This is a genomic window from Glaciecola sp. 33A (assembly GCF_002836745.1).
In the GTDB taxonomy this organism is placed as follows: Bacteria; Pseudomonadota; Gammaproteobacteria; order Enterobacterales; family Alteromonadaceae; genus Glaciecola.
In genome coordinates, this window is sequence record NZ_PJAR01000039.1 from 15,507 (window position 1) to 35,371 (window position 19,865).

A 19,865-nucleotide genomic window follows, 5' to 3' on the forward strand; every position below is an offset into this window, starting at 1 on the left:
GCTTTCAAGGACTAAAGACCATAGGTGTAAATTATTAGACGATAATTAGCTTGACGGACCCGACGATTAAGATGGCCGGTTTTGGTACACTCAGTTATGTCTATTTCACAAGAGAAAGATACGACTGGAAAACCATTACCCAACAACAGGTCAATAGTTACATGTGAGTATAAGTAGGATAAACGACATACCTGACCTATTCAACAGCCACTAATTTTGCTGTGCTGTGCTGTGCAGTCCATGCTAGCCAGCTCATGCTCCTTGCTTGATGAGTCAGATTACCTGCTAGTTATCTATCTGATTGTCTTCTTTACCTGCAAGTTTCGGACTATGTTTTCCCCGTTTAGATGAAGTGACTTACGCTCTCAGATTGCCGTTAGGTTCCACCCCAGTTATTCGCCCTAATCGCGCCTTCTAAAAATAGCATGTGGAAGTGGATGTTTAGATTTAGGGCACTACCAAAATGCTGAATAATAGTGACAGAACCTGTCTTCGCTTGTTTATTTGTAAAGCCAGCTAGACTCACAATGTGCGTGGATATGGCACGGTGAATAATTTCCATGACTTAGATTGATTCATTGGGATAGCTCGCCAAAAGCAATCAAAGTGGAATGGACAGGCTCAACACCCACTGGCGGATCGGGTAATCTTAATCCAGTTACTGGGGTAATACATCATCTACCAAAAATGCCGCACTTTCGGCCATTCCAATAGCACCACAGTTTTGGTACTTATGTATAAATATCTACCCGACCTGGTCACTATTTAACCGTCAATATAATTTACACTAGCTGATTAAAAAAAATTAGTATAACACGTAAAATATTGAATAATAACGATTTTACTGTTTTGGCCCGATTTATGCTAATCATGTATAGAGAGTTCATTCCGAACCTCTTTGTTTTATAAAAAAAATGCCAAACCTTCTGTGAAGATGGGACGGAAAGCCACGGACCTAATGTAAATCAGGTAGCCGGGTTCCATAAATGATAAGGGATATTTATTATGATTACTAAACTATTAAAAGTTGCTGCACTGACTGCAACACTGAGTATTTCCAGCTTAGTAAACGCCGCTTATATTGATACTATTTGGGCCCCTGATAAAGTAAGCGCTGGTGAAACTATCACTAACACCCATGACATCACCGATGATGGGTTTGATCCACGTAAGTTATCCAACCCTGTGTTTAATGCAACTCTCGAGTTTTGGTTTGTAGACGACTTATGGGATGGTTGGTATGGGGGTCATGAAACCGCCGATATCAATATTGATGACACAGGCTGGTTCTCTTGGAATATCAATCTCGGCTCTGTAGAGGTAGGTTTTGGTTCTTGGGAAACGTTCTTTGTTGACTCAGAAATATACTCCTTCACTTGGGACGGAGGATTGGGCGATATAGCGGTTTTAACTGATATATGGTGGGACGGCAAACTTAAGTACTCTATGGAAGTGACTGAAGGTGACTTTTATTTCAAAGGCTCACGACTCACTGTCAATGACGTGCCAGAGCCAAGTTCACTGGCCTTGCTAGGCCTTAGTTTAATAGGTTTAGGTGCCGCTCGACGTCGCGCCAAGTAAGTATGTAGCATTGACGTAGTCAACGCTTTAAATGACAGCCGGGTGTATTAACAACCCCGGCTTTTTCTTAACAAAACGGCGGTAACAACAAACCAGCCCGTGCAAAACGTCAACTACCGAAGTAAGCCTTCTCACCGCGAGTAGTCTGTTCCATACCCAGTCTCTGTTATAGGCCCTATGACAAACAGCATCTTGTAAAACGCCTTTTACCGCTTGTTTAAAAGTGTCCACTGCGGACACTTTCCTTGTCCGCGGACACTTTAAACCCACACCCAAGTAACATTAAATGCATAAAATCAATCACTTAAGTATTGGCACAAACCTAGCATTACTATTACACATACGTACTTAACACTATTGATGCCAGCAACAACTGCATTTTAATATTGAAGATAAATTAAGGTCTCGGGAGAATATTATGTTAGCTATTTACTTGTTCTTATCACCCATTTGCATCCTGCTACTGGCTGGCATGCTAAGTATTGCCGAATCTTATTTTAGTGGCCAAAACAGCTGGACCGTTCAATATGATTAAGGACACAAGTGCAACCGACACTGTGGTTGAAGCTAAAAACAACAACAAACGTAATCTAGTCATATTTTTGATTATATTACTCGTCATCGCTTTTACTGCCTATGCATCGTTGACTTCACCTTCTGCCAGTCGCTCAATTGATCGCGCTTCAGTGCAGCTAGCAAGAGTCGAAATCGGTGATTTAGTTCGAGACATTATGTCCAATGGACGCATTGTTGCAGCCAACGCGCCACAAATTTATAGCCCCGAACAAGGCTTTGTGAAGCTTAATGTTAAAGCTGGTGATGAAGTTACTATCGGTCAAATAGTGGCTATTTTGGACAGCCCCGAATTAGACAACCAGCTTAAGCAACAACGTTCTGAAATGGACAGATTACGAGGCGAACTTGCCCGCCAAGAGCTAGATGCTCGCAGTCAGAAGTTGCAGTTAACCAAACAATTAGATCTGGCTCAGGTCGACTTAGAAGCCGCACAACGTGAAAATCGACGCGCTCATGCTTCAATGAAAAATAACCTTATTAGTCAAATCGATTTTGAGAAAGCTGTGGATGATCTTGCTAGAGCCGAACTAACCCAAAAGCACGCAAAAGAAGAAGTGGCAATTGCAAAAGACCGTTTGGTCTTTGAACTTAAAAGCGCCAAAAGCACAGTGTCACGCCAAGCTTTAGTGGTTGAAGAGTTAGAACGCAAAATTTATCAGCTTGATATTCTAGCGTCGGTTAACGGTGTAGTAGGCAATTTACTTGTGCAGCCTCGTGCTTTGGTAAGCAAAAACGATGCACTAATGACGTTGGTTGATTTAAGCGCTTATGAAGTTGAATTGAATGTCGCGGAAAGCTACGCCAACGAACTCGCAATAGGGATGCAAACGGAAATCACCATTTCGGGTAAAAAGGTTATGGGCAAATTATCCGCTATTTCGCCAGAAGTAAAAAATCGCCAAGTAAGCACTCGCGTTCGTTTCGACCAACAGGCATTAGACGGTATTCGTCAAAATCAACAAGTGTCAGCACGTGTTTTACTCGAAAACAAAACCAATGTGGTAAAAGTACGTCGCGGCAGTTTTATCAATTCAGGTGGTTTTGTTGCCTTCAAGTTAGAGGGCGATATAGCAACCAAAATAGATATTCAATTAGGCGCCACCAGTATGCTAGAGATTGAAGTACTCGCTGGTTTAAACCCTAATGACGAAATTATCATCTCTAATTATGACGAGTTCATTGATATCGACAAGGTGCTGCTAAATTAGTCACTCCTGAATTAAGGACTGCGGAATTACAACGACATGCAATTAACCAATTTAACTATAAATATGCCGGTAAGACTAATCAAAAAATGGCCTATTAGAATGCAACACTATAAAGGAAAACGTGTATGTTAAGCATGAAAAATATCAGTAAGGTTTACCAAACTGAAAAAGTCCAAACACACGCCTTACGTGACTTCAATTTAAACGTTGATGAAGGTGAATTCATAGCAGTTACTGGCCCATCAGGTTCAGGGAAAACCACCTTTTTAAATATCGCTGGTATGCTAGAACCTTTCACTGGTGGCGACTTTATGCTTGACGACGTAAACGTAGGAACCTTGTCTGACAATCAGCGTGCTGACTTAAGAAATCAAAAAATTGGCTTTATATTCCAAGGTTTTAACCTTATTCCAGACTTAAATTTATACGAAAACATTGAAGTTCCATTGCGTTATCGGGGTATTAAATCAGCAGAACGCAAACGCCGTATTGAAGAATGTTTAGAAAAAGTCGGCTTGGCCAGCAGAGCAAAACACCTGCCGCAACAACTATCAGGTGGACAACAGCAGCGCGTCGCGATTGCCAGAGCCTTGGCTGGTAAACCAAGATTTTTACTAGCCGATGAACCAACAGGCAACCTAGATAGTTTAATGGCACGCCAAGTCATGGAGCTGCTAGAAGAGATTAACCGTGAAGGCTCAACCATTATTATGGTAACGCATGATTCTGAGCTAGCACGCCGTGCACCTCGCAACATTCAAGTCGTCGATGGCCAACTTGCTGACTTTACTCTTTATCAAAACAAGGCGATGGACGAGATTGCTGCAAAAGCAGGTCAACCTGCTATCGAGGCGTAACATGTTTTTACATTACATTGACTTAAGCTGGCGCAGCATGAAGCGCACCCCATTGGTTTCAATGCTAATGATATTAGCAATAGCCGTTGGTATAGGCGTCACCATGACCAGTTTGTCGGTTTATCACATGATGTCGATGGACCCCATTCCGCATAAAAGTGACAAATTATTTTCCGTGCAGTTAAACACGACAGACGACGGTAATAATTGGTGGACAGAAGACGATGTGCCATTGCAGCTAACCTATAAAGATGCGATGGCGCTGCACAATGCTGACACACCAGAAAGCAAAACAGCCTCTGTACGCGCTCTGTTTACTGTGCACATGAATAATCAAGAGGTTAAGCCCTTTTTAGCCAGTACTCGTATCATTGGCCATGATTTCTTTACAATGTTTGAGCTCGCTTTCTTATATGGCGGAGCTTGGACAAGCGAGCAAGAAGCAGCAGCAACACCAGTGGTGGTAATAGATGAGGAAACAAACGACCGTTTATTTGGTGGTGAAAACTCAGTTGGCAAACAAATTTATTTAGACGACACCGCTTTTCGGATAGTTGGTGTAACCAAGCAATGGCGCATCCATACAAAATACTACGATCTGAATAACGGGGCGTTCAATTCACCTGAGTCAATATTCATGCCGATAACACTCATTGCTCCATTGGAAATTCAGAATATGGGAAACACTAACGGTTGGAAATATGAGGAAATCAATACTTTCCAAGAGCGCCTTCAATCTGAATTGTTTTGGCTACAGTTTTGGGTAGAACTAAATACAGCAGAAGAGCTTCAAAACTATAGAGATTACATACAGGCATACCTTGTAGAGCAAGGAACCAAGAGTAGATTCGAACGTAAAATTCCTCAATTCAATCTAAAAGACGTAAACGAATGGATGCAATACAACAAGGTGGTATCTGCAGACAACAAAGTGTTAGTCGGCCTCAGTTTCTTATTTTTAGCCGTTTGTTTGGCAAATATCTTAGGACTATTATTAGGTAAGTTTTTAAGGCGTGCACCTGAAGTCGGTGTTCGCAGAGCACTTGGTGCAAGTAAACGCCAAATTTTTATACAGCATTTGGTTGAAGTATCAATGTTGGGATTGCTAGGTGGCGTTATCGGCATCGGGATTGCCCAACTCGGTTTGTGGGGCGTGCGATTCACCAGTAACGAATATGCTTCACTTGCGACCATGGATATCAAGATGTTGTTAGCCGCTCCCGCTATTGCCATTAGCGCCTGCATTTTAGCAGGTATCTACCCAGCGTGGTTAGTGTGTAGAACACAACCTGCCATTTATTTAAAAACACAATAGAGGCTTCCATGTTAGAAATTAAACCTGTATTTAATGCCCTACTTCGTTCTAAAGCCGGCGCTGTGATGTTGTTGATTCAAATTGCACTGACAACAGCGATCGTCAGTAATGCTGCTTTTATTATCAATGACCGAATCGATTATCTGTCACAAGAGACTGGCTACCCGGAAGACGAAATATTCAGTTTTACCGTCAAGTCATTTGACCCTAATCTGGATCTTTCACAAAAATTTGAAGAAACAGAAACCATGCTAAGAAACATTCCAGGAGTGGAAAATGCAGGACTATTCAATGCCTCTCCATTATCAGGAAGTGGTTCGGCCACTGGCTTGAGCTTAGCACCTGCCAGCGAGCGCGGCCCTGATGTAAGAGCTGCCTACTATCAAGCGGATGAGAACGCACTCAATATATTAGGCATTAGCGTATCACAAGGGCGTAATTTCAGAGCGGACGAAGTCATCGTATCTCAAACCAGAGGCGTCTTCCCACTAGTCGTGATAGTAACGCGAACGCTAGCAAAAGAGCTGTTTCCTAAAGGTGATGCCTTAGGTCAAACCGTTTATTTTGGCAGCGACCCTCTAAAAATAGTGGGTATCGTGGAACTTATGAAAGGCCCTTGGTTACAAGACAGCAAGCCTGACAATGTCGCTATAATACCCTTTGTTAGCGCATCAACATTTCAACATATTATTGTTAGAACCCAGACCAAGCAGCGCGCAGCTATTATGCGTCAGATCGAAGATTTAATGCTAGAAGATCACAGCAAGCGTGTGATTATTGGACTGAACGCAATGGATGTGAAAAAAGCAGAATATAATGCATCTGATACACTTATGCTGCGCATGTTAATGGTGTTAATTATTGTATTGTTACTAGTAACTGCATTAGGTATTTTCGGATTAACCGTTTTCAACATCAACAAACGCACTAAACAGATTGGCACTCGCCGTGCCTTAGGGGCGAGAAAGTCAGCTATCATCAACTACTTTTTAGTTGAGAATGCGATGATATGTAGTGTCGGCGTTACCATCGGTTCTATCGGTGCTTTTTTTCTGGGCCGAGTGCTACTGCAGCACTATTCGATACCAGCATTAGACAATATGTATATCCTTTCTACCGCCTTATTTGTAATCGCTATTAGCTTGTTGTCGGTGCTAATGCCAGCCAATAAAGCAGCGAATATCTCGCCAAGTATCGCAACCCGTAGTATTTGATCATGGATGTTGATACGCTAATCGAAAGACCAATTTTTTATCACATAAAAACGACGCAACAGATTCAAGCAATGAGTGGAAAATGGACAAGATATTAATTGTTGACGACACACCAGCGGTGCTGCAAGCCTTGTCACTACTGCTAGAAATTCATGGCTATGACGTGGTCACAACGACCTCGCCAGAGCAAGCATTGCATTACGTTAATCAGTTACGTGTGTCGCTAGTTATTCAAGACATGAACTTTACAGGCGACACTACATCTGGCGAAGAAGGCAAAAACTTGTTCTATCAAATGCGCGAGCTTAACCCGCACCTGCCAGTCATATTAATAACTGCTTGGACCGACCTCGAACAAGCAATTGAGTTGGTCAAAGCAGGCGCGGTTGATTACATCGCCAAACCTTGGGATGATCAAAAGCTAGTCAATACTATCGTTAATTTGGTTGCTTTAGGTAAAGCTAACAGGGCCAGCGAAAAACTTGAGCGTCAGCAAAAAGAAACTGTAGATACACAAAATGCGGCTGATACTGTCGGGCTAATTTATGCCAGTTCAGCTATGCAGCGCGTTATAGACATGGCGGTTCAAGTGTCAAAATCGGATATATCGGTTCTTATAACCGGCGCTAACGGTAGCGGAAAAGAAAAAATAGCTGAAGTTATACAAGCAAACTCTCCCTTAGCCAAACAAGCTTTTATTAAAATAAACTGTGGTGCATTGCCGGCCGACTTAATAGAAGCTGAATTGTTTGGAGCCGAAGCCGGAGCTTACACAGGCGCGAATAAAAAACGTATAGGCTTATTTGAAGCGGCAAATGGTGGAACGCTATTTTTGGATGAAATTGGCAACTTACCTTACTCAGGTCAAACCAAATTATTGCGAGTACTGCAAACAGGCGAATTTCAACGCTTAGGCTCCAGCAGCACAATCAAAATTGATGTACGAGTGATTTCAGCGACTAACAGCAATTTGCAAGACGCCATTGCGGCAGGGAAGTTTCGTGAAGATTTGTACTATCGATTAAATGTCATCGAACTGCAAGTGCCCCCCTTGAATCAAAGAGTTGATGACATCATGCCACTAGTAAATCACTTTCTCCCCAATCGTGAGCTCAGTCTAAGTGCGGAAAAAGAGTTAATTGAACATGTTTGGCAGGGTAATGTTCGTGAACTTGAAAATACCTGCAAGCGGGTCGCAGTGCTTTCACCTGAAGGTGTTATTGAAGCCAAAGACTTTGCGTTTTCGGAGAAACTAAATATAGGTTCTACTTCAATTCCAGCATCAAGCTCTGAGGACGATTCTTCAGCGCGAGGCATGCAAGGACCTCAAAACTTAAGTTTGCCAAATCAAACCCCTGCAGCAGAACCAACAAAGGACGAACTGGAGACCGCCATGCGCCAACATCAGGGTGTTGTCGCTCGGGTTGCTAGGCAATTTGGATTGAGCAGACAAGCTTTGTATCGACGTTTAGATAAACTCGGCATTGCATACTAGTGTTCTCAAACGTGCTCTCTCGTATCCTTCTTATTGTTGGAACAATCAGTGCAATATGCACGCTACCTTTGTTTTTGTTAGAACTCGTAGATTTTGACCAAGCCCTGCTTGCTGCGTTTGGTATTGTTGTCCTGAGTTTACTGTTAACAAGGTATTTTTTACGCGATATTCGAGAAGGCTTGTCGGCTTTAGAACTGGGGTTACTGAACCTGAAGGATGGCGAATACGCGACAACCTTGGCATATCAAAATAAGGATGAACTGGGCAAGCTTTGTGAGCTATATAATGACACTGCCTTGAAACTGAGGTCAGAAAAACACTGGCTTTATCAACGCGAGTTATTGTTAGACAAAGTAACTCAAAGTTCCCCTGAAGTGCTGTTTTTAGTCAATGATCAACAACAAGTAATTTTCAGCAATATAGCCGCAAGGCGATTCTTCAATTGTCCAATAGGCATAGATGGCAAGCTTATCGATAATCTATTAAACACAGCGCCGAAAGGTGCTGGAGCTGCCATATCGGATAGAAAAGAAGGTTTATTTACACTTGCTGTTGACGATAATGAGCCTCAAACTTGGTATATGTCGACTGGCAGTTTCACCTTAAACAATCAAGCACATACACTTTTCATTCTAAAACAAATGACGCGTGAACTAAGCCGACAAGAAGTGGCCGTTTGGAAAAAAGTGATTCGCGTGATCAGCCATGAACTGAATAACTCCTTAGGCCCAATTTCGTCGATGCTACACAGTGGTAAAATACTCAGTGAAAACCTCGAAGAAGCTCGTTTAGCAAGAGTATTTTCGACGATTGATGAACGTATCAAACATCTGAGTGACTTTGTGCAGGGCTATGGTAAATTCGCCAAACTTCCGGAACCTAAAATTCAAGCCAATGATTGGACTAACTTACTTAGTGAGCTAGCTTCACAATGGCAATTCGTTGACTTATCCGAACCTGACCAGACGATTCACGCTGACCCAGTGCAGCTTGAGCAGTTACTTATCAATTTATTAAAAAATGCACATGAGTCGGGCTCAAACCCCGAAGATGTGAGTATTTTGCTAGCGCAACGCAAAACTGATTCTTGCATAATGGTGATGGACAAAGGAAAGGGCATGTCAGACACAGTGATGGCAAGCGCACTCATCCCATTCTATTCAACCAAGGCATCGGGAAGTGGCTTAGGTCTCGCTTTATGCCGGGAAATCACCGACGCTCATCATGGCCAAATAGCATTATATAACAGAGATGAGGGTGGATTGGTTGTTAGAGTTGTGCTGCCTTCCCAGTCTGGATAAAAACTACGTTAAGCTAACATATTTTTAGATTGTATCTATATGTCTAATTGTAAAAATAAAAAGGGATCTAAATAATTAGATCCCAAATTTCGTATCAGCCCAGCTCAATGCAGTGTTTTTTTGCTCAAAACTGCTAATTATTCCTTTGGTAGAGTCGTCTTTACAGCCAAGTCTTTCTTTTCGGTAGCTGCATCTTGATAAAGGGTATAAAAGATACTGAGTAGATTAGTAATATTAAATATCGTACCGAATATACTGCCAACCATAATTGCGTAAATTAAACCCAAAACTTCAGCCAAAATAAACCATTGACGGATTCTCTTCGCACTCGTCAACGAAATTGAACCTACCGTAAAAATAAGCGATGACGCATACGCAATTATAATCGTCCAACTATGATCGAGCCAAAATAGTTCAAAAAAGAAGAAACCTAAATTAGCCATAACAAAGATGATTAGTACCGTTAAACCGCGATATTTAGTAGCAACAATATTACGAATACAGGCGAGCATACAGCCGACCCCTGCAGCCATTGCACCTAGCAAAAAGAAATGAATGCTAACGCTTAGAAGCGCGATAGCAGATATAAAGCGATATCGATTGATATCGCTTTGTCGGTACCCAATAAAATTAAAAACAACGGCTATTGCGCCAAAAATTTCTGCTACTGGTAGCATGTGTTCTCCGTAAATTACTTGTTAACCCACTGTCAGGGTAGAACCAGAAACACAGCTAGAAGCATATAGAGTAGGCAATAAAACGTTATTGGAACGAAGATTGAGTTTCAAACCATTCGTCGTATGACAGTATAATATGTTCATCCATATGGTCAGCCGGATAAGCAAATAATCCAAACTGATTACCCTTATGATGCGATATGACAATTGCCAACTTCGGCATACCAGACATATTTTGATGAAAAGGATCCCAAAGCGGGATTAGATACTTGTCGACACGGATCAAAGGCACGCTAACGCCTTTGATCCGCTTCCATTCATCAGCTACTGGATTGGGAATGCATGCGTACACACAATGAAAAGGGATTTTAATTTGCACCCCGTCCCACCAAAACTGCTCAATTCTTATATTTTCTATCAGTGTTTCAACATCTGTTGGAATAGCTGTAGCCATAATGAATTGCCTCCGAAAACTTCATAAAAGGGACATAATCAGTATGTCCCTATTTAGGTTATCAATGCAAACTAAGATTAACTTTAGCTAAAATTCGGCGCGAGTATAATAATTATCTTTGTACACCACCAGTCCTATTTCAGAAAACTTGAAGTTGTGTCATCTGATAAGCTACTTGATTTGCACTTACAGGCCGATATTTAGCCAAAGATCCAAGCATGATTGGAGAAAGTAATTTAACGATGTTAATACCTACACTTTCTGCCGTACGTTTTTGGGCTCGATGTCCTAGTAAAAAACTGGGTCGGACAGCCGCTGCGTTGTCTAATTGCGGCATTCGAAGTATAGCATTCTCTAATTCACCTTTAACTTTTAAATAAAAACTTCTACTTTTAGCATTAGCACCAACCGAGGAAATCCAAACAAAGCTTTTAGCACGCTGCGCTCTGGTCAATTGGGCTGCAACATGCACAAACTGAAAATCGACACGCCGAAAATTGGACTGTGAGCCAGCCTGTTTAATCGTGGTGCCTAGACAACAATAAACATGTTCAACTGAAAAGTAACCTTGATAATCTTGTAACTCTTCAAAATCGATTACAATAGCTTGGATTTTATTTAATGGGTCATGGTACTGCACTTTAGACAACGGCGAGCGCACTAAACAGGTCACTTGGGAATAACGTTCGTCTTGGCACAATTGATTTACCAGCGCTTTGCCAACTAAACCTGACGCGCCAAGCACTAAAGCTTTGTATTTTGCAGTCATATTTCCCCTAGGTTGTGATACCCTTTTTGTTTGCTAAAACAATAATAATCTAAAAGAAGATCAATTTATTATGAATAGACTAATCATTACTTTAGCTTGCGCATTTGGGTTCAACTTATCCTCAAATGCAAATGCGGAGAGCCTCAGCATTGAACGCATTCATCAGTCACCCTCATTATCAGGCAGTGCACCAATAAATATCCAAATATCACCAGATGGTCAACGAGTGACCTTCCTGAGAGGCAAAGCGGCCAATTACAATCGTTATGACCTGTGGGAATATCACATCCCTACCGGAAAAACACAAATTCTATTTGATTCAGACGATTTACATACTGGGACTGAAATTTTATCCGATGAGGAGAGAGCGCGCCGCGAGCGGATGCGTGTTTATGGTAGTGGTATTATTACTTATGATTGGTCGCACGACGGCAGTGCATTGCTTTTCCCATTAGCAGGTGATGTATACTACTTTAAAATTGGTGACAAGAAAGCCAAGCGTCTATTGGAAACAGATGCGTTTGAAACCGATATCAAGTTTTCACCCAAAGGAAATTTTATTTCCTATATTCGTGAACAAAATTTATATGTTATGCATGTAGAAACAGGAAAAGAGCAAGCGGTCACAACAAAAGGCGGTGGCGATATTAAATATGGCATGGCGGAATTTGTTGCGCAAGAAGAAATGAATCGCATGACCGGCTATTGGTGGTCTACGGATGAAAAACACATCGCTTTTACCAAAGTTGATGAAGGCCCCGTGGATGATATTGTGCGCTCGGAAATATATGCCGATTCCATTAGTACTATTGAGCAGAAATATCCCAAAGCTGGCACAAATAACGTACATATTGAACTTGCCATCGCCAACCTCGATAACGGTCAAGTGCGTTGGGTAGATTTAGGCGACAATAAAGATATTTACCTAGCTCGTGCTAAATGGATGAATGAATCAACACTCACTTACCAAACGCAGTCTCGCGATCAGCAAATTCTTAACTTGAATGCCATTAATATTAATAACGGCAAGCAAAAGATATTATTGCAAGAAAGTAGTAATACTTGGCTTAACTTGAATTTTGATTTGCATTTTTTATCAGATAATAAACATTTTGTATGGGCATCAGAACGCGATGGCTTTAAACACGTTTACTTATATCGCAACAATGGCGAACTAGTTCGTCAAATCACCAAAGGCGACTGGGTTGTTGAGCGCATTAATGCAATTGACGAGACAAAAGGGCTCATTTATTTTCAAGGGCGCAAAGACACACCGCTTGAAAGCCACGTCTACTCGGTGGCACTGGACGGCTCTGATATCACTAGATTAAGTAAAGCGGATCAATTCCATAGTGCGACATTCAGCTCAGACGCTTCGGTATACGTAGATTCACATTCAACTGCAAACACTCCCGCTCAAGTCAGCCTGCACGGCGCAGACGGCAGCATGATCACTTGGCTTGACGAAAATAAAGTAGACCAAAACCACCCGCTATATAATTTTACCGACGACTGGGTTAAGCCTGAGTTTGGTAGCATAAAAGCACAAGATGGCAGTGACCTGCAATATCGTCTTTATAAACCCAAAGAGTTGAGAGGTAAGCATCCGGTTATTGTTTATTTGTATGGTGGGCCTCATGTACAAATGGTAACTAACAGTTGGGGTGATAATCGTGGTTTATTAATGCAGTACTGGGTTAATAAAGGTTACGTTGTATTTACCCTTGATAATCGCGGGTCTTATAACCGAGGTAAAGCTTTTGAGGATCCTATATTTAAGAAAATGGGCTTTGTTGAAGTTGATGATCAAATAACCGGTGTGACGTTTTTACGTACATTAGATTATGTAGATCCGCAAAGAATTGGCATCCATGGTCACAGCTACGGTGGCTATATGACACTAATGGCGATGTTCAAAGGCGGTGATTATTTTGCGGCCGGAGTAGCAGGCGCACCGGTAACAGATTGGCGTTTGTATGATACTCATTATACCGAACGCTATATGGGTAATCCAAAAACTGATGACCAAGCTTATACTGACTCTTCGGTATTCCCATACGCAAAGAATTTAAAAGGTGACTTACTCATCTACCATGGGATGGCTGACGACAATGTATTATTTACACATAGCACGATGTTGTATAAACATTTGCAAGACTTAGCGTTGCCGTTCGAGGTAATGGACTACCCAGGCAAGAAGCATAGTATTCGAGGTAAAAATACAGGAATTCATTTATATAAGACAATTACTAACTTCTTTGATAAGCATTTGCAGCCCGTCAATACCGGCGAGTAGCTACTTTTACTAACAAAATATTGGCACTAAAAACATGTGCTTTACGATGCGCCTTCAAATCAAAACAAGATACGTTTAGACTAAGGCTGGACTAAGCCAATTTGTTTTCGTACAAGGATATTTATTAGATGGTATCAATAGCTGATATAGAAGCAGCCCAAAAACGGATTAGTAATATAGTAAAACAGACACCAATATTTGAATCACGTTTACTTAATCATTGGCTAGGTCATCAAATTTATTTTAAAGCCGAGTGTTTGCAGCGAACTGGAGCATTTAAACTGCGCGGCGCAACCAATATTCTAGCTAAGTTACATGAGCAAGGAGAATTGCCCCAGCGCGTTGTGGCTAACTCATCAGGCAATCATGCGCAAGCAGTTGCATTTGCGTGTGCGCAATTTGGTATTCCAGTTTCAATTTATTGTGCCGACACTATTTCGCCAATTAAAGCTGCCGCAACCAAGTTTTATGGCGCAAAAATAAAGGTATTTGCAAGCAGAGAAGAAGCTGACTTAGCGGTGGAGGAAGCGGGCCATGAGGAAGGAACCCTATGGATACCGCCTTTTAATCACCCAGATATTATTGCAGGTCAAGGCACAGTTACATTGGAAGCTTTGCAGCAACTTGCTGAGACTGGGGTTGAACCTGATGCCGTATTTGCTCCTTGTGGCGGCGGTGGTTTATTATCTGGGGCTATTATTGCAACAAACGCGCGTTTGCCCAATGCTGAAGTCGTCGGTGCTGAGCCGTTGAATGCAAATGACGCTGCTCGGAGTCTACAAAGCGGTAAAATTGAGCGCTTAAACGGCACACCGAATACATTAGCTGATGGCGCAGCGACCCCGGCTATAGGTCCGCATACGTTTGAAATATTGAAAACCGTTGATGATTTTTATGAAGTAGAAGAAGAACAGATAGCATATTGGACTCAATGGCTACATCATTTGTTAAAGTTACATATAGAGCCGACATGCGCTATGACCATGGCTGCCGTTGCAGCTTGGTTAAATGATAAGCCACCTAACCAGAAGGTGCTAGTGTTGTTGTCTGGAGGTAATATCAGTCAGGCATCAATGCTCAAAATATGGCAACAGGATTATCTGACACAACCCCCAATAATGAATCCAGATGCTTAACTTGTTATACTCACTATAAAATTGAAATCAAAAGGATAGGAAATGAACTCGATGCATAAATTACTGTTGTCAATAACATTAGTGCTGGCGTTAACCTCGACTTCAGTCTCCTCACTTACGTTTATAGATAACGTAAAGGGCTATACATTAAACCAACAAGGCAAGTTAATCACATTTACCAATATTGCGTTTGAAGATGAATTTATTATTGGCATGGATCTCACCCAAGAACCAGGAGGGATCGTCACCAAAATAGATGGCGGAGGCCGCGTAATGTTACCTGGTTTAATAGATGCGCATGGGCATATTTTAGGTTTAGGCCGAAACCTGCTGGAAATTGATTTACGAGGCAGTCAAACTGAAAACGATTCAATTAAACGTGTTTTAGAGTTTGTAAGCGCTAACTCATTATCGATAAAAACGTCAAAAAAAGAAGGCACACAATGGTTAATTGGCGGCGGCTGGAATCAAGTTTTATGGCCAACTAAAGCATTTCCAAATAAAGCCAGCTTAGATGCTGCGATAAAGGATCGCCCAGTCGTTTTATCCAGAATTGATGGGCATGCTGTTTGGGTCAATAGCGCAGCGCTGAAATTGGCAGGCATCGATGCTAATACTCCCTCACCTGCTGGCGGCGAAATCGTAAAAGATAAAGATGGACAACCTACTGGTGTGTTAATAGATAACGCCGAATACTTGGTGACCAAGTTAATTCCAATGGCGGATGTTGAACAATTATCTGCGCAACTCAATGCTGCATCTGACCATTTATTGTCGTTGGGCATTACTAGTGTGCACGATGCCGGTATTAGCAAACAAGTTTACGACTTCTATCAACAACAAGCACAAACAGGACAGCTGAGGTTCCGGATTTACGCGATGATCGCTGCCACTGATCCGCAAATTAATGATATGTTAACAAAAGGACATATCAAGACAGAAGACGATATGCTAAGCATTAGAAGCGTCAAAGCTTATGGTGATGGTGCTTTAGGAAGTCGGGGTGCTGCATTAATTGAGCCTTATTCTGATGACAAAGATAATCACGGTTTGCTAGTCACTCCACAAGAAAGCTTGCCGAGTTTATTTTCACAAGTACTTGCCGCTAATTTTCAGCTTAACTTTCATGCGATTGGAGACAGAGCAAACAGACTGGCATTGCAGCAGTTTGCTAAAACCTTCAAAATATACCCAGAAAACACTGGGCGTCATCGCATTGAACACGCCCAAGTCGTCGCCGTTGAAGATATTCCTTTATTCAAAGAACTGGGTATCATTCCCTCTATGCAGCCCACTCACGCAACTAGCGATATGAATATGGCGGAAGATCGCATTGGCAGGGCCCGTTTAAAAGGAGCTTATGCTTGGAAAACCTTCTTAGAACAGGGTTCAAGAGTTGCATTCGGCTCTGACTTCCCGGTGGAACTTGCTAACGCATTTCACGGACTGCATGCAGCAGTGACGCGCCAAACCGCAGAGAACGAACCAAATATGGGTTGGATCCCTGAAGAAAAAGTATCTATTGAAGATGCGCTTCGTGGCTTTACATTAGATGCAGCTTACGCCGCTTTTCAAGATGACAAACTTGGAACATTGGAAATAGGTAAGCGAGCCGACTTTATATTTATTGACAGAGATATATTTAAACGCCCAGCTTCAGACATTCGAGATACCCAAGTATTAGAAACCTGGATAAATGGGCAACAAGTGTTTTCTAAAACACTGTAGAGGCTGTTAACAGCGCAGAGTCATAAAGCGACAACCAACAACGGCATTAATGCCAGTTGGCGTTGCAGACTCTGCAAAACCGAACTTTTCATAGCAAGCAATCGCGATTGTATTCTCGCTATATACGAACAAAGACACTTCTTTTAAATCGATTTGCTGTTGCGCATTCTCAATTAATTCTGACAACAACCGTCTCGCGAGTCCTCTTCCCCTGACGTTAGGATTGATCGCGAGGCGAGCTAAATGCGCGCGCCGCTTTATCAATTGAATTTGGCCGAAACCAATAATATTTGTATGCTGGTTAAGAACAAATGATTGGTATTTGCCTGTTCTTACGTGAAGTGCTAATTGATTAGCGGAGCACGGGTAAACAATATTGGGGCCAGCCCATTGACGTACAAATTTACTGGTTTGTGATGCAGAGACTGATTTCATACAAACAAACCAATTGGCGACAGCCGCAAAATCATCTTTTGCGGCTGTCTTTAGTTCGAGATCCGAACCTACTTGTATATCGTTCTTATCCATCGTTCTTCAGTGATAAAATTCCATGACCAGTTTTTCCACTTCTCTTCAAGACCAGCTTCAACTAAATCATCTTCACTTATACCGGCTGCCTTTTTTGCTTGAACATAGGCATAGGTTTGCTTAATCATATCAAGAAAGCGCACGTAATCGGCCTTGTTAGCCAACGCACCGTGCCCTGGAATAACTTTGGTGTCAGAATCAATCATGCCCAACAAAGTCTCAACTGCGGCAATGTAGCCAGCAACGGACCCACCTGAGTTTAAATCAATAAAGGGAAACCAATCTTTAAAAAATAAATCACCGGTGTGCATTACATCAGGTTGCTCAAACCAAACCGCGCTATCGCCATCTGTATGTGCATTAGCCAGATGGAATACATGCACCGTGTCACCATTCATGTGAAACTTAACGCCTTTTTCATATGTCACAACAGGAAGCATTGCTGGGTCGGTTTCTTCGCCTGATGACAAGCGAACGCGTACATTTTCATGAGCAAAAATCGTGGCATTTTTATGCTTGCTAAAAAATGCATTAGAGCCGGTGTGGTCGCCATGAAAATGAGTGTTAATCACGTAGCGTGTTTGTTCTTTACTGATGTCAGCTAAGCTTGCCGCAATTTTATCAGCTAAATCGGCATATTGGTTATCCACAATTAGCAAGCCATCCAGTCCTGCAGAAACAGCGATATTGCCGCCTGCTCCCACTAACATATACACGGACCCGCCGACCGCTTGGGCTTTGACTTCGACATCATCAAAGCGACCTTGCGACGATGCCGTGGATGCAACAAAACCAGCTATTGATAGCGCTAAGAAGCTTTTCCAAATCATTTTTTTCATTTATTAATCCTTAGTGTTTATTTTTATATGGCCCGTTACCACATTCTTTTTTGACCCGTAGTTCGATAAAGCAGCCTTCGATAATCAATTAGGTTTCTGCGACAAACGCAAACCGTGGTATTGCTTGGCCGTTAACGTTTACGGTTTCAGTAAACATGACTAAAGGACGAACCCATAAAGCACGCTCACCATAAGTTGGTCTGTATACAACTAGTTCTGTTTCATCTTCAGAATGTGTTGCAACACCGATGACTTCATAAGTGTTGCCTTTATAGTGTTTATATAATCCAGTTTTCAAATTGACACCTATAAGTAAGTGTTTACAAACACGTTAACTGGCGAACCGGTTGGTTTACCATGTTGCCAATCAAGGTCCTCTATACCACTACCTGCGATATCGACATGCGTGAACGGCAAAGGTAGTTCTGAATTGGCCTCATGTTTATCCAAACCAGAAGCGATGGTCAAAAATGCCATTGGAAATTGATGGCCTCGCATTGTCGTAACGGAAGGTCCATTGTTCGACGATATGACATCATCTGCCTTTGTCCTTGGTTTAACAAAGTCAAAATCTTCACGACGCGACAATGATTGCTCTACCTGATCAGCGCACAATTCGCCATGAGCAAACAGTTTTTGGGCAATACCTTGGTCTCGGGCCGGTTTATTTTCGACCAGTGCAGTGTAAGGTCCGAACGCAATCGCTGCATGGCCTGTTAATGTTGCAAAAGAAAACAATTCAGGGTTAATCGCATTGACTGCATCTTCGCGCAAATGTGAAAGTAAATCGGCGAGTAGCATTCTACCTTCAGCATCAGTATTGCCAACTCTGACTCTAATACCCGCGTGGCTGGTAATAATTTCATCTGGGATGAATGCATCTGCGCCAATACTGTTTCGCACAGCGCCAAGTTCGGCAATGACCTTAATGCCTTTGGGAGCAAGTAATGAAAGTGTTTTCATAAAACCTGCAACGCCTGCGGCGCCGCCCTTATCACGACTCATGCCCGCCATGTGACCGTTGACCTTTAAGTCTGCACCACCAGTATCAAAGGTAATACCTTTGCCGGCGAATAATAGTGTTTTAGTGACTTCACCAACCGGTTCGTAAACCATACGAATAATACGTGGACGGTGTCTTTTGACCTCAATTGAGGCTCTAGCCACCGCATGCAAAAGTGGGTATTCATGTCTAATTTGGGCATCATCGGTGATAACGTTAACGCTAACATTCGAGCCTTTGAATGCGTCAACACAGTAATCAGCAAAGCCTGGCGGTGCCATGCGTTCCGGTTCTGTACCACAAAGGTCGCGAGCAAGTCGTTTCCCGGCTTCTAAGGCATTTAAGCGCTGAACATCAACATTGCCCTTACTTTCAATCAAACCAACACAATGGATAGGCTCTATTACATCTTCATCCAGTGCTTGTCTTGCCTCAAGCGGTTGCCATAACCCTTGGCACAGTCCAAGATAAGCGGCCTCAATAGCATTTTCAAATTGTGCTGCTTGGTTTGCAGTTAAACCCGCCAAATTAACTTCTAGTAGTGGCTTACGGATACCCGAATCAAGAATCAGTTGGGCGGTATGTCGCGCTGCATCAAAAATTCGACGAACATCGTCATAATCTCGAGTTAATTGACCCACAGGAACTTGCAACAATCTTTTTCCTGCTACATCTGCAGCTAAGAGTGTTGGGGTTATACCAACGCGTTCGTCTATTGATTGATGCTGCTCCAAAATTGTTTGAATATGAGGATAGTGCAGACTTGATAATGAGTTACTTATCAGCACGTAGGCATCATAAGTAGTACTTAATTGCGACGTGTTTGTTTCTAAAACTGCTTTAGGAAAGGGCATTTATGTCTCCGTTAGGATTTGCATGCTGAAAAAA

General features: G+C 42.2%; 17 protein-coding genes, 1 pseudogene and 1 riboswitch. Of the genes and pseudogenes, 10 read left to right on the plus strand and 8 right to left on the minus strand.

Annotated features, from left to right (window positions below):
* Nucleotides 1–376: 376 nt before the first annotated feature.
* Nucleotides 377–724, minus strand: a pseudogene (locus CXF81_RS09640) (transposase); the annotation flags it as partial.
* Between the two features lie 182 nt (nt 725–906).
* Nucleotides 907–986, plus strand: a riboswitch (cyclic di-GMP riboswitch).
* 19 nt (nt 987–1,005) lie between these two features.
* On the opposite strand from CXF81_RS09640, the gene CXF81_RS20305 reads away from it, so the two are divergent.
* The 7 genes from CXF81_RS20305 (at nt 1,006) to CXF81_RS09675 (ending at nt 9,547) form a co-directional block, all read left to right on the plus strand.
* Entirely contained in the window at nt 1,006–1,581 is a 576-nt protein-coding gene (locus tag CXF81_RS20305; protein WP_101181157.1) for a PEP-CTERM sorting domain-containing protein, read from the plus strand.
* A gap of 527 nt (nt 1,582–2,108) precedes the next feature.
* Nucleotides 2,109–3,365: an efflux RND transporter periplasmic adaptor subunit gene (locus CXF81_RS09650; RefSeq protein ID WP_101181158.1), complete on the plus strand. Its 1,257-nt coding sequence runs from the start codon at nt 2,109–2,111 to the stop codon at nt 3,363–3,365.
* A 125-nt stretch (nt 3,366–3,490) separates the two neighbouring features.
* The gene (locus CXF81_RS09655; RefSeq protein WP_101181159.1) at nt 3,491–4,222 is read left to right on the plus strand and encodes an ABC transporter ATP-binding protein; all 732 of its coding nucleotides are present in this window, start codon (nt 3,491–3,493) and stop codon (nt 4,220–4,222) included.
* A 1-nt stretch (nt 4,223) separates the two neighbouring features.
* Entirely contained in the window at nt 4,224–5,537 is a 1,314-nt protein-coding gene (locus tag CXF81_RS09660; protein WP_101181160.1) for an ABC transporter permease, read from the plus strand.
* A gap of 8 nt (nt 5,538–5,545) precedes the next feature.
* Nucleotides 5,546–6,751, plus strand: coding sequence for an ABC transporter permease (locus tag CXF81_RS09665; protein WP_101181161.1), 1,206 nt, complete (start codon nt 5,546–5,548; stop codon nt 6,749–6,751).
* Between the two features lie 82 nt (nt 6,752–6,833).
* Nucleotides 6,834–8,246: a sigma-54 dependent transcriptional regulator gene (locus CXF81_RS09670; RefSeq protein WP_101181162.1), complete on the plus strand. Its 1,413-nt coding sequence runs from the start codon at nt 6,834–6,836 to the stop codon at nt 8,244–8,246.
* Between the two features lie 68 nt (nt 8,247–8,314).
* Complete coding sequence (locus tag CXF81_RS09675; protein WP_369828678.1) at nt 8,315–9,547, plus strand: PAS domain-containing sensor histidine kinase; 1,233 nt, start codon at nt 8,315–8,317, stop codon at nt 9,545–9,547.
* A 137-nt stretch (nt 9,548–9,684) separates the two neighbouring features.
* Here CXF81_RS09675 and CXF81_RS09680 read toward each other — a convergent pair whose 3' ends face one another.
* The 3 genes from CXF81_RS09680 to CXF81_RS09690 form a co-directional block, all read right to left on the minus strand.
* Complete coding sequence (locus tag CXF81_RS09680) at nt 9,685–10,224, minus strand: YgjV family protein (RefSeq protein WP_101181164.1); 540 nt, start codon at nt 10,222–10,224, stop codon at nt 9,685–9,687.
* Between the two features lie 85 nt (nt 10,225–10,309).
* Entirely contained in the window at nt 10,310–10,678 is a 369-nt protein-coding gene (locus CXF81_RS09685; protein WP_101181165.1) for a hypothetical protein, read from the minus strand.
* A 139-nt stretch (nt 10,679–10,817) separates the two neighbouring features.
* Nucleotides 10,818–11,447, minus strand: coding sequence for an NAD(P)H-binding protein (locus CXF81_RS09690; protein WP_101181166.1), 630 nt, complete (start codon nt 11,445–11,447; stop codon nt 10,818–10,820).
* A 70-nt stretch (nt 11,448–11,517) separates the two neighbouring features.
* On the opposite strand from CXF81_RS09690, the gene CXF81_RS09695 reads away from it, so the two are divergent.
* From CXF81_RS09695 to CXF81_RS09705, 3 genes are all read left to right on the plus strand, one after another.
* Nucleotides 11,518–13,743 (plus strand): S9 family peptidase, encoded by a 2,226-nt coding sequence (locus CXF81_RS09695; protein WP_198556372.1) that lies wholly within the window; start codon nt 11,518–11,520, stop codon nt 13,741–13,743.
* A 128-nt stretch (nt 13,744–13,871) separates the two neighbouring features.
* The gene (locus CXF81_RS09700; protein WP_101181167.1) at nt 13,872–14,879 is read left to right on the plus strand and encodes a serine/threonine dehydratase; all 1,008 of its coding nucleotides are present in this window, start codon (nt 13,872–13,874) and stop codon (nt 14,877–14,879) included.
* Between the two features lie 42 nt (nt 14,880–14,921).
* Complete coding sequence (locus CXF81_RS09705) at nt 14,922–16,607, plus strand: amidohydrolase (protein WP_198556373.1); 1,686 nt, start codon at nt 14,922–14,924, stop codon at nt 16,605–16,607.
* Nucleotides 16,608–16,613: 6 nt separating this feature from the next.
* Here CXF81_RS09705 and CXF81_RS09710 read toward each other — a convergent pair whose 3' ends face one another.
* The 4 genes from CXF81_RS09710 to CXF81_RS09725 all read right to left on the minus strand — a co-directional run bounded on the left by CXF81_RS09710 (nt 16,614) and on the right by CXF81_RS09725 (nt 19,831).
* Entirely contained in the window at nt 16,614–17,135 is a 522-nt protein-coding gene (locus CXF81_RS09710) for an N-acetyltransferase (protein WP_101181169.1), read from the minus strand.
* The gene (locus CXF81_RS09715; protein WP_101181170.1) at nt 17,111–17,974 is read right to left on the minus strand and encodes an MBL fold metallo-hydrolase; all 864 of its coding nucleotides are present in this window, start codon (nt 17,972–17,974) and stop codon (nt 17,111–17,113) included. Before CXF81_RS09715 ends, CXF81_RS09710 begins: the two co-directional genes overlap by 25 nt.
* Before the next feature lie 88 nt (nt 17,975–18,062).
* Nucleotides 18,063–18,272 carry a DUF1653 domain-containing protein gene (locus CXF81_RS09720; RefSeq protein ID WP_198556374.1) on the minus strand — a complete coding sequence of 70 codons (210 nt, stop codon included), beginning with the start codon at nt 18,270–18,272 and terminating at the stop codon, nt 18,063–18,065.
* Nucleotides 18,273–18,280: 8 nt separating this feature from the next.
* The gene (locus CXF81_RS09725; protein ID WP_101181172.1) at nt 18,281–19,831 is read right to left on the minus strand and encodes a leucyl aminopeptidase family protein; all 1,551 of its coding nucleotides are present in this window, start codon (nt 19,829–19,831) and stop codon (nt 18,281–18,283) included.
* Between the last annotated feature and the right edge of the window lie 34 nt (nt 19,832–19,865).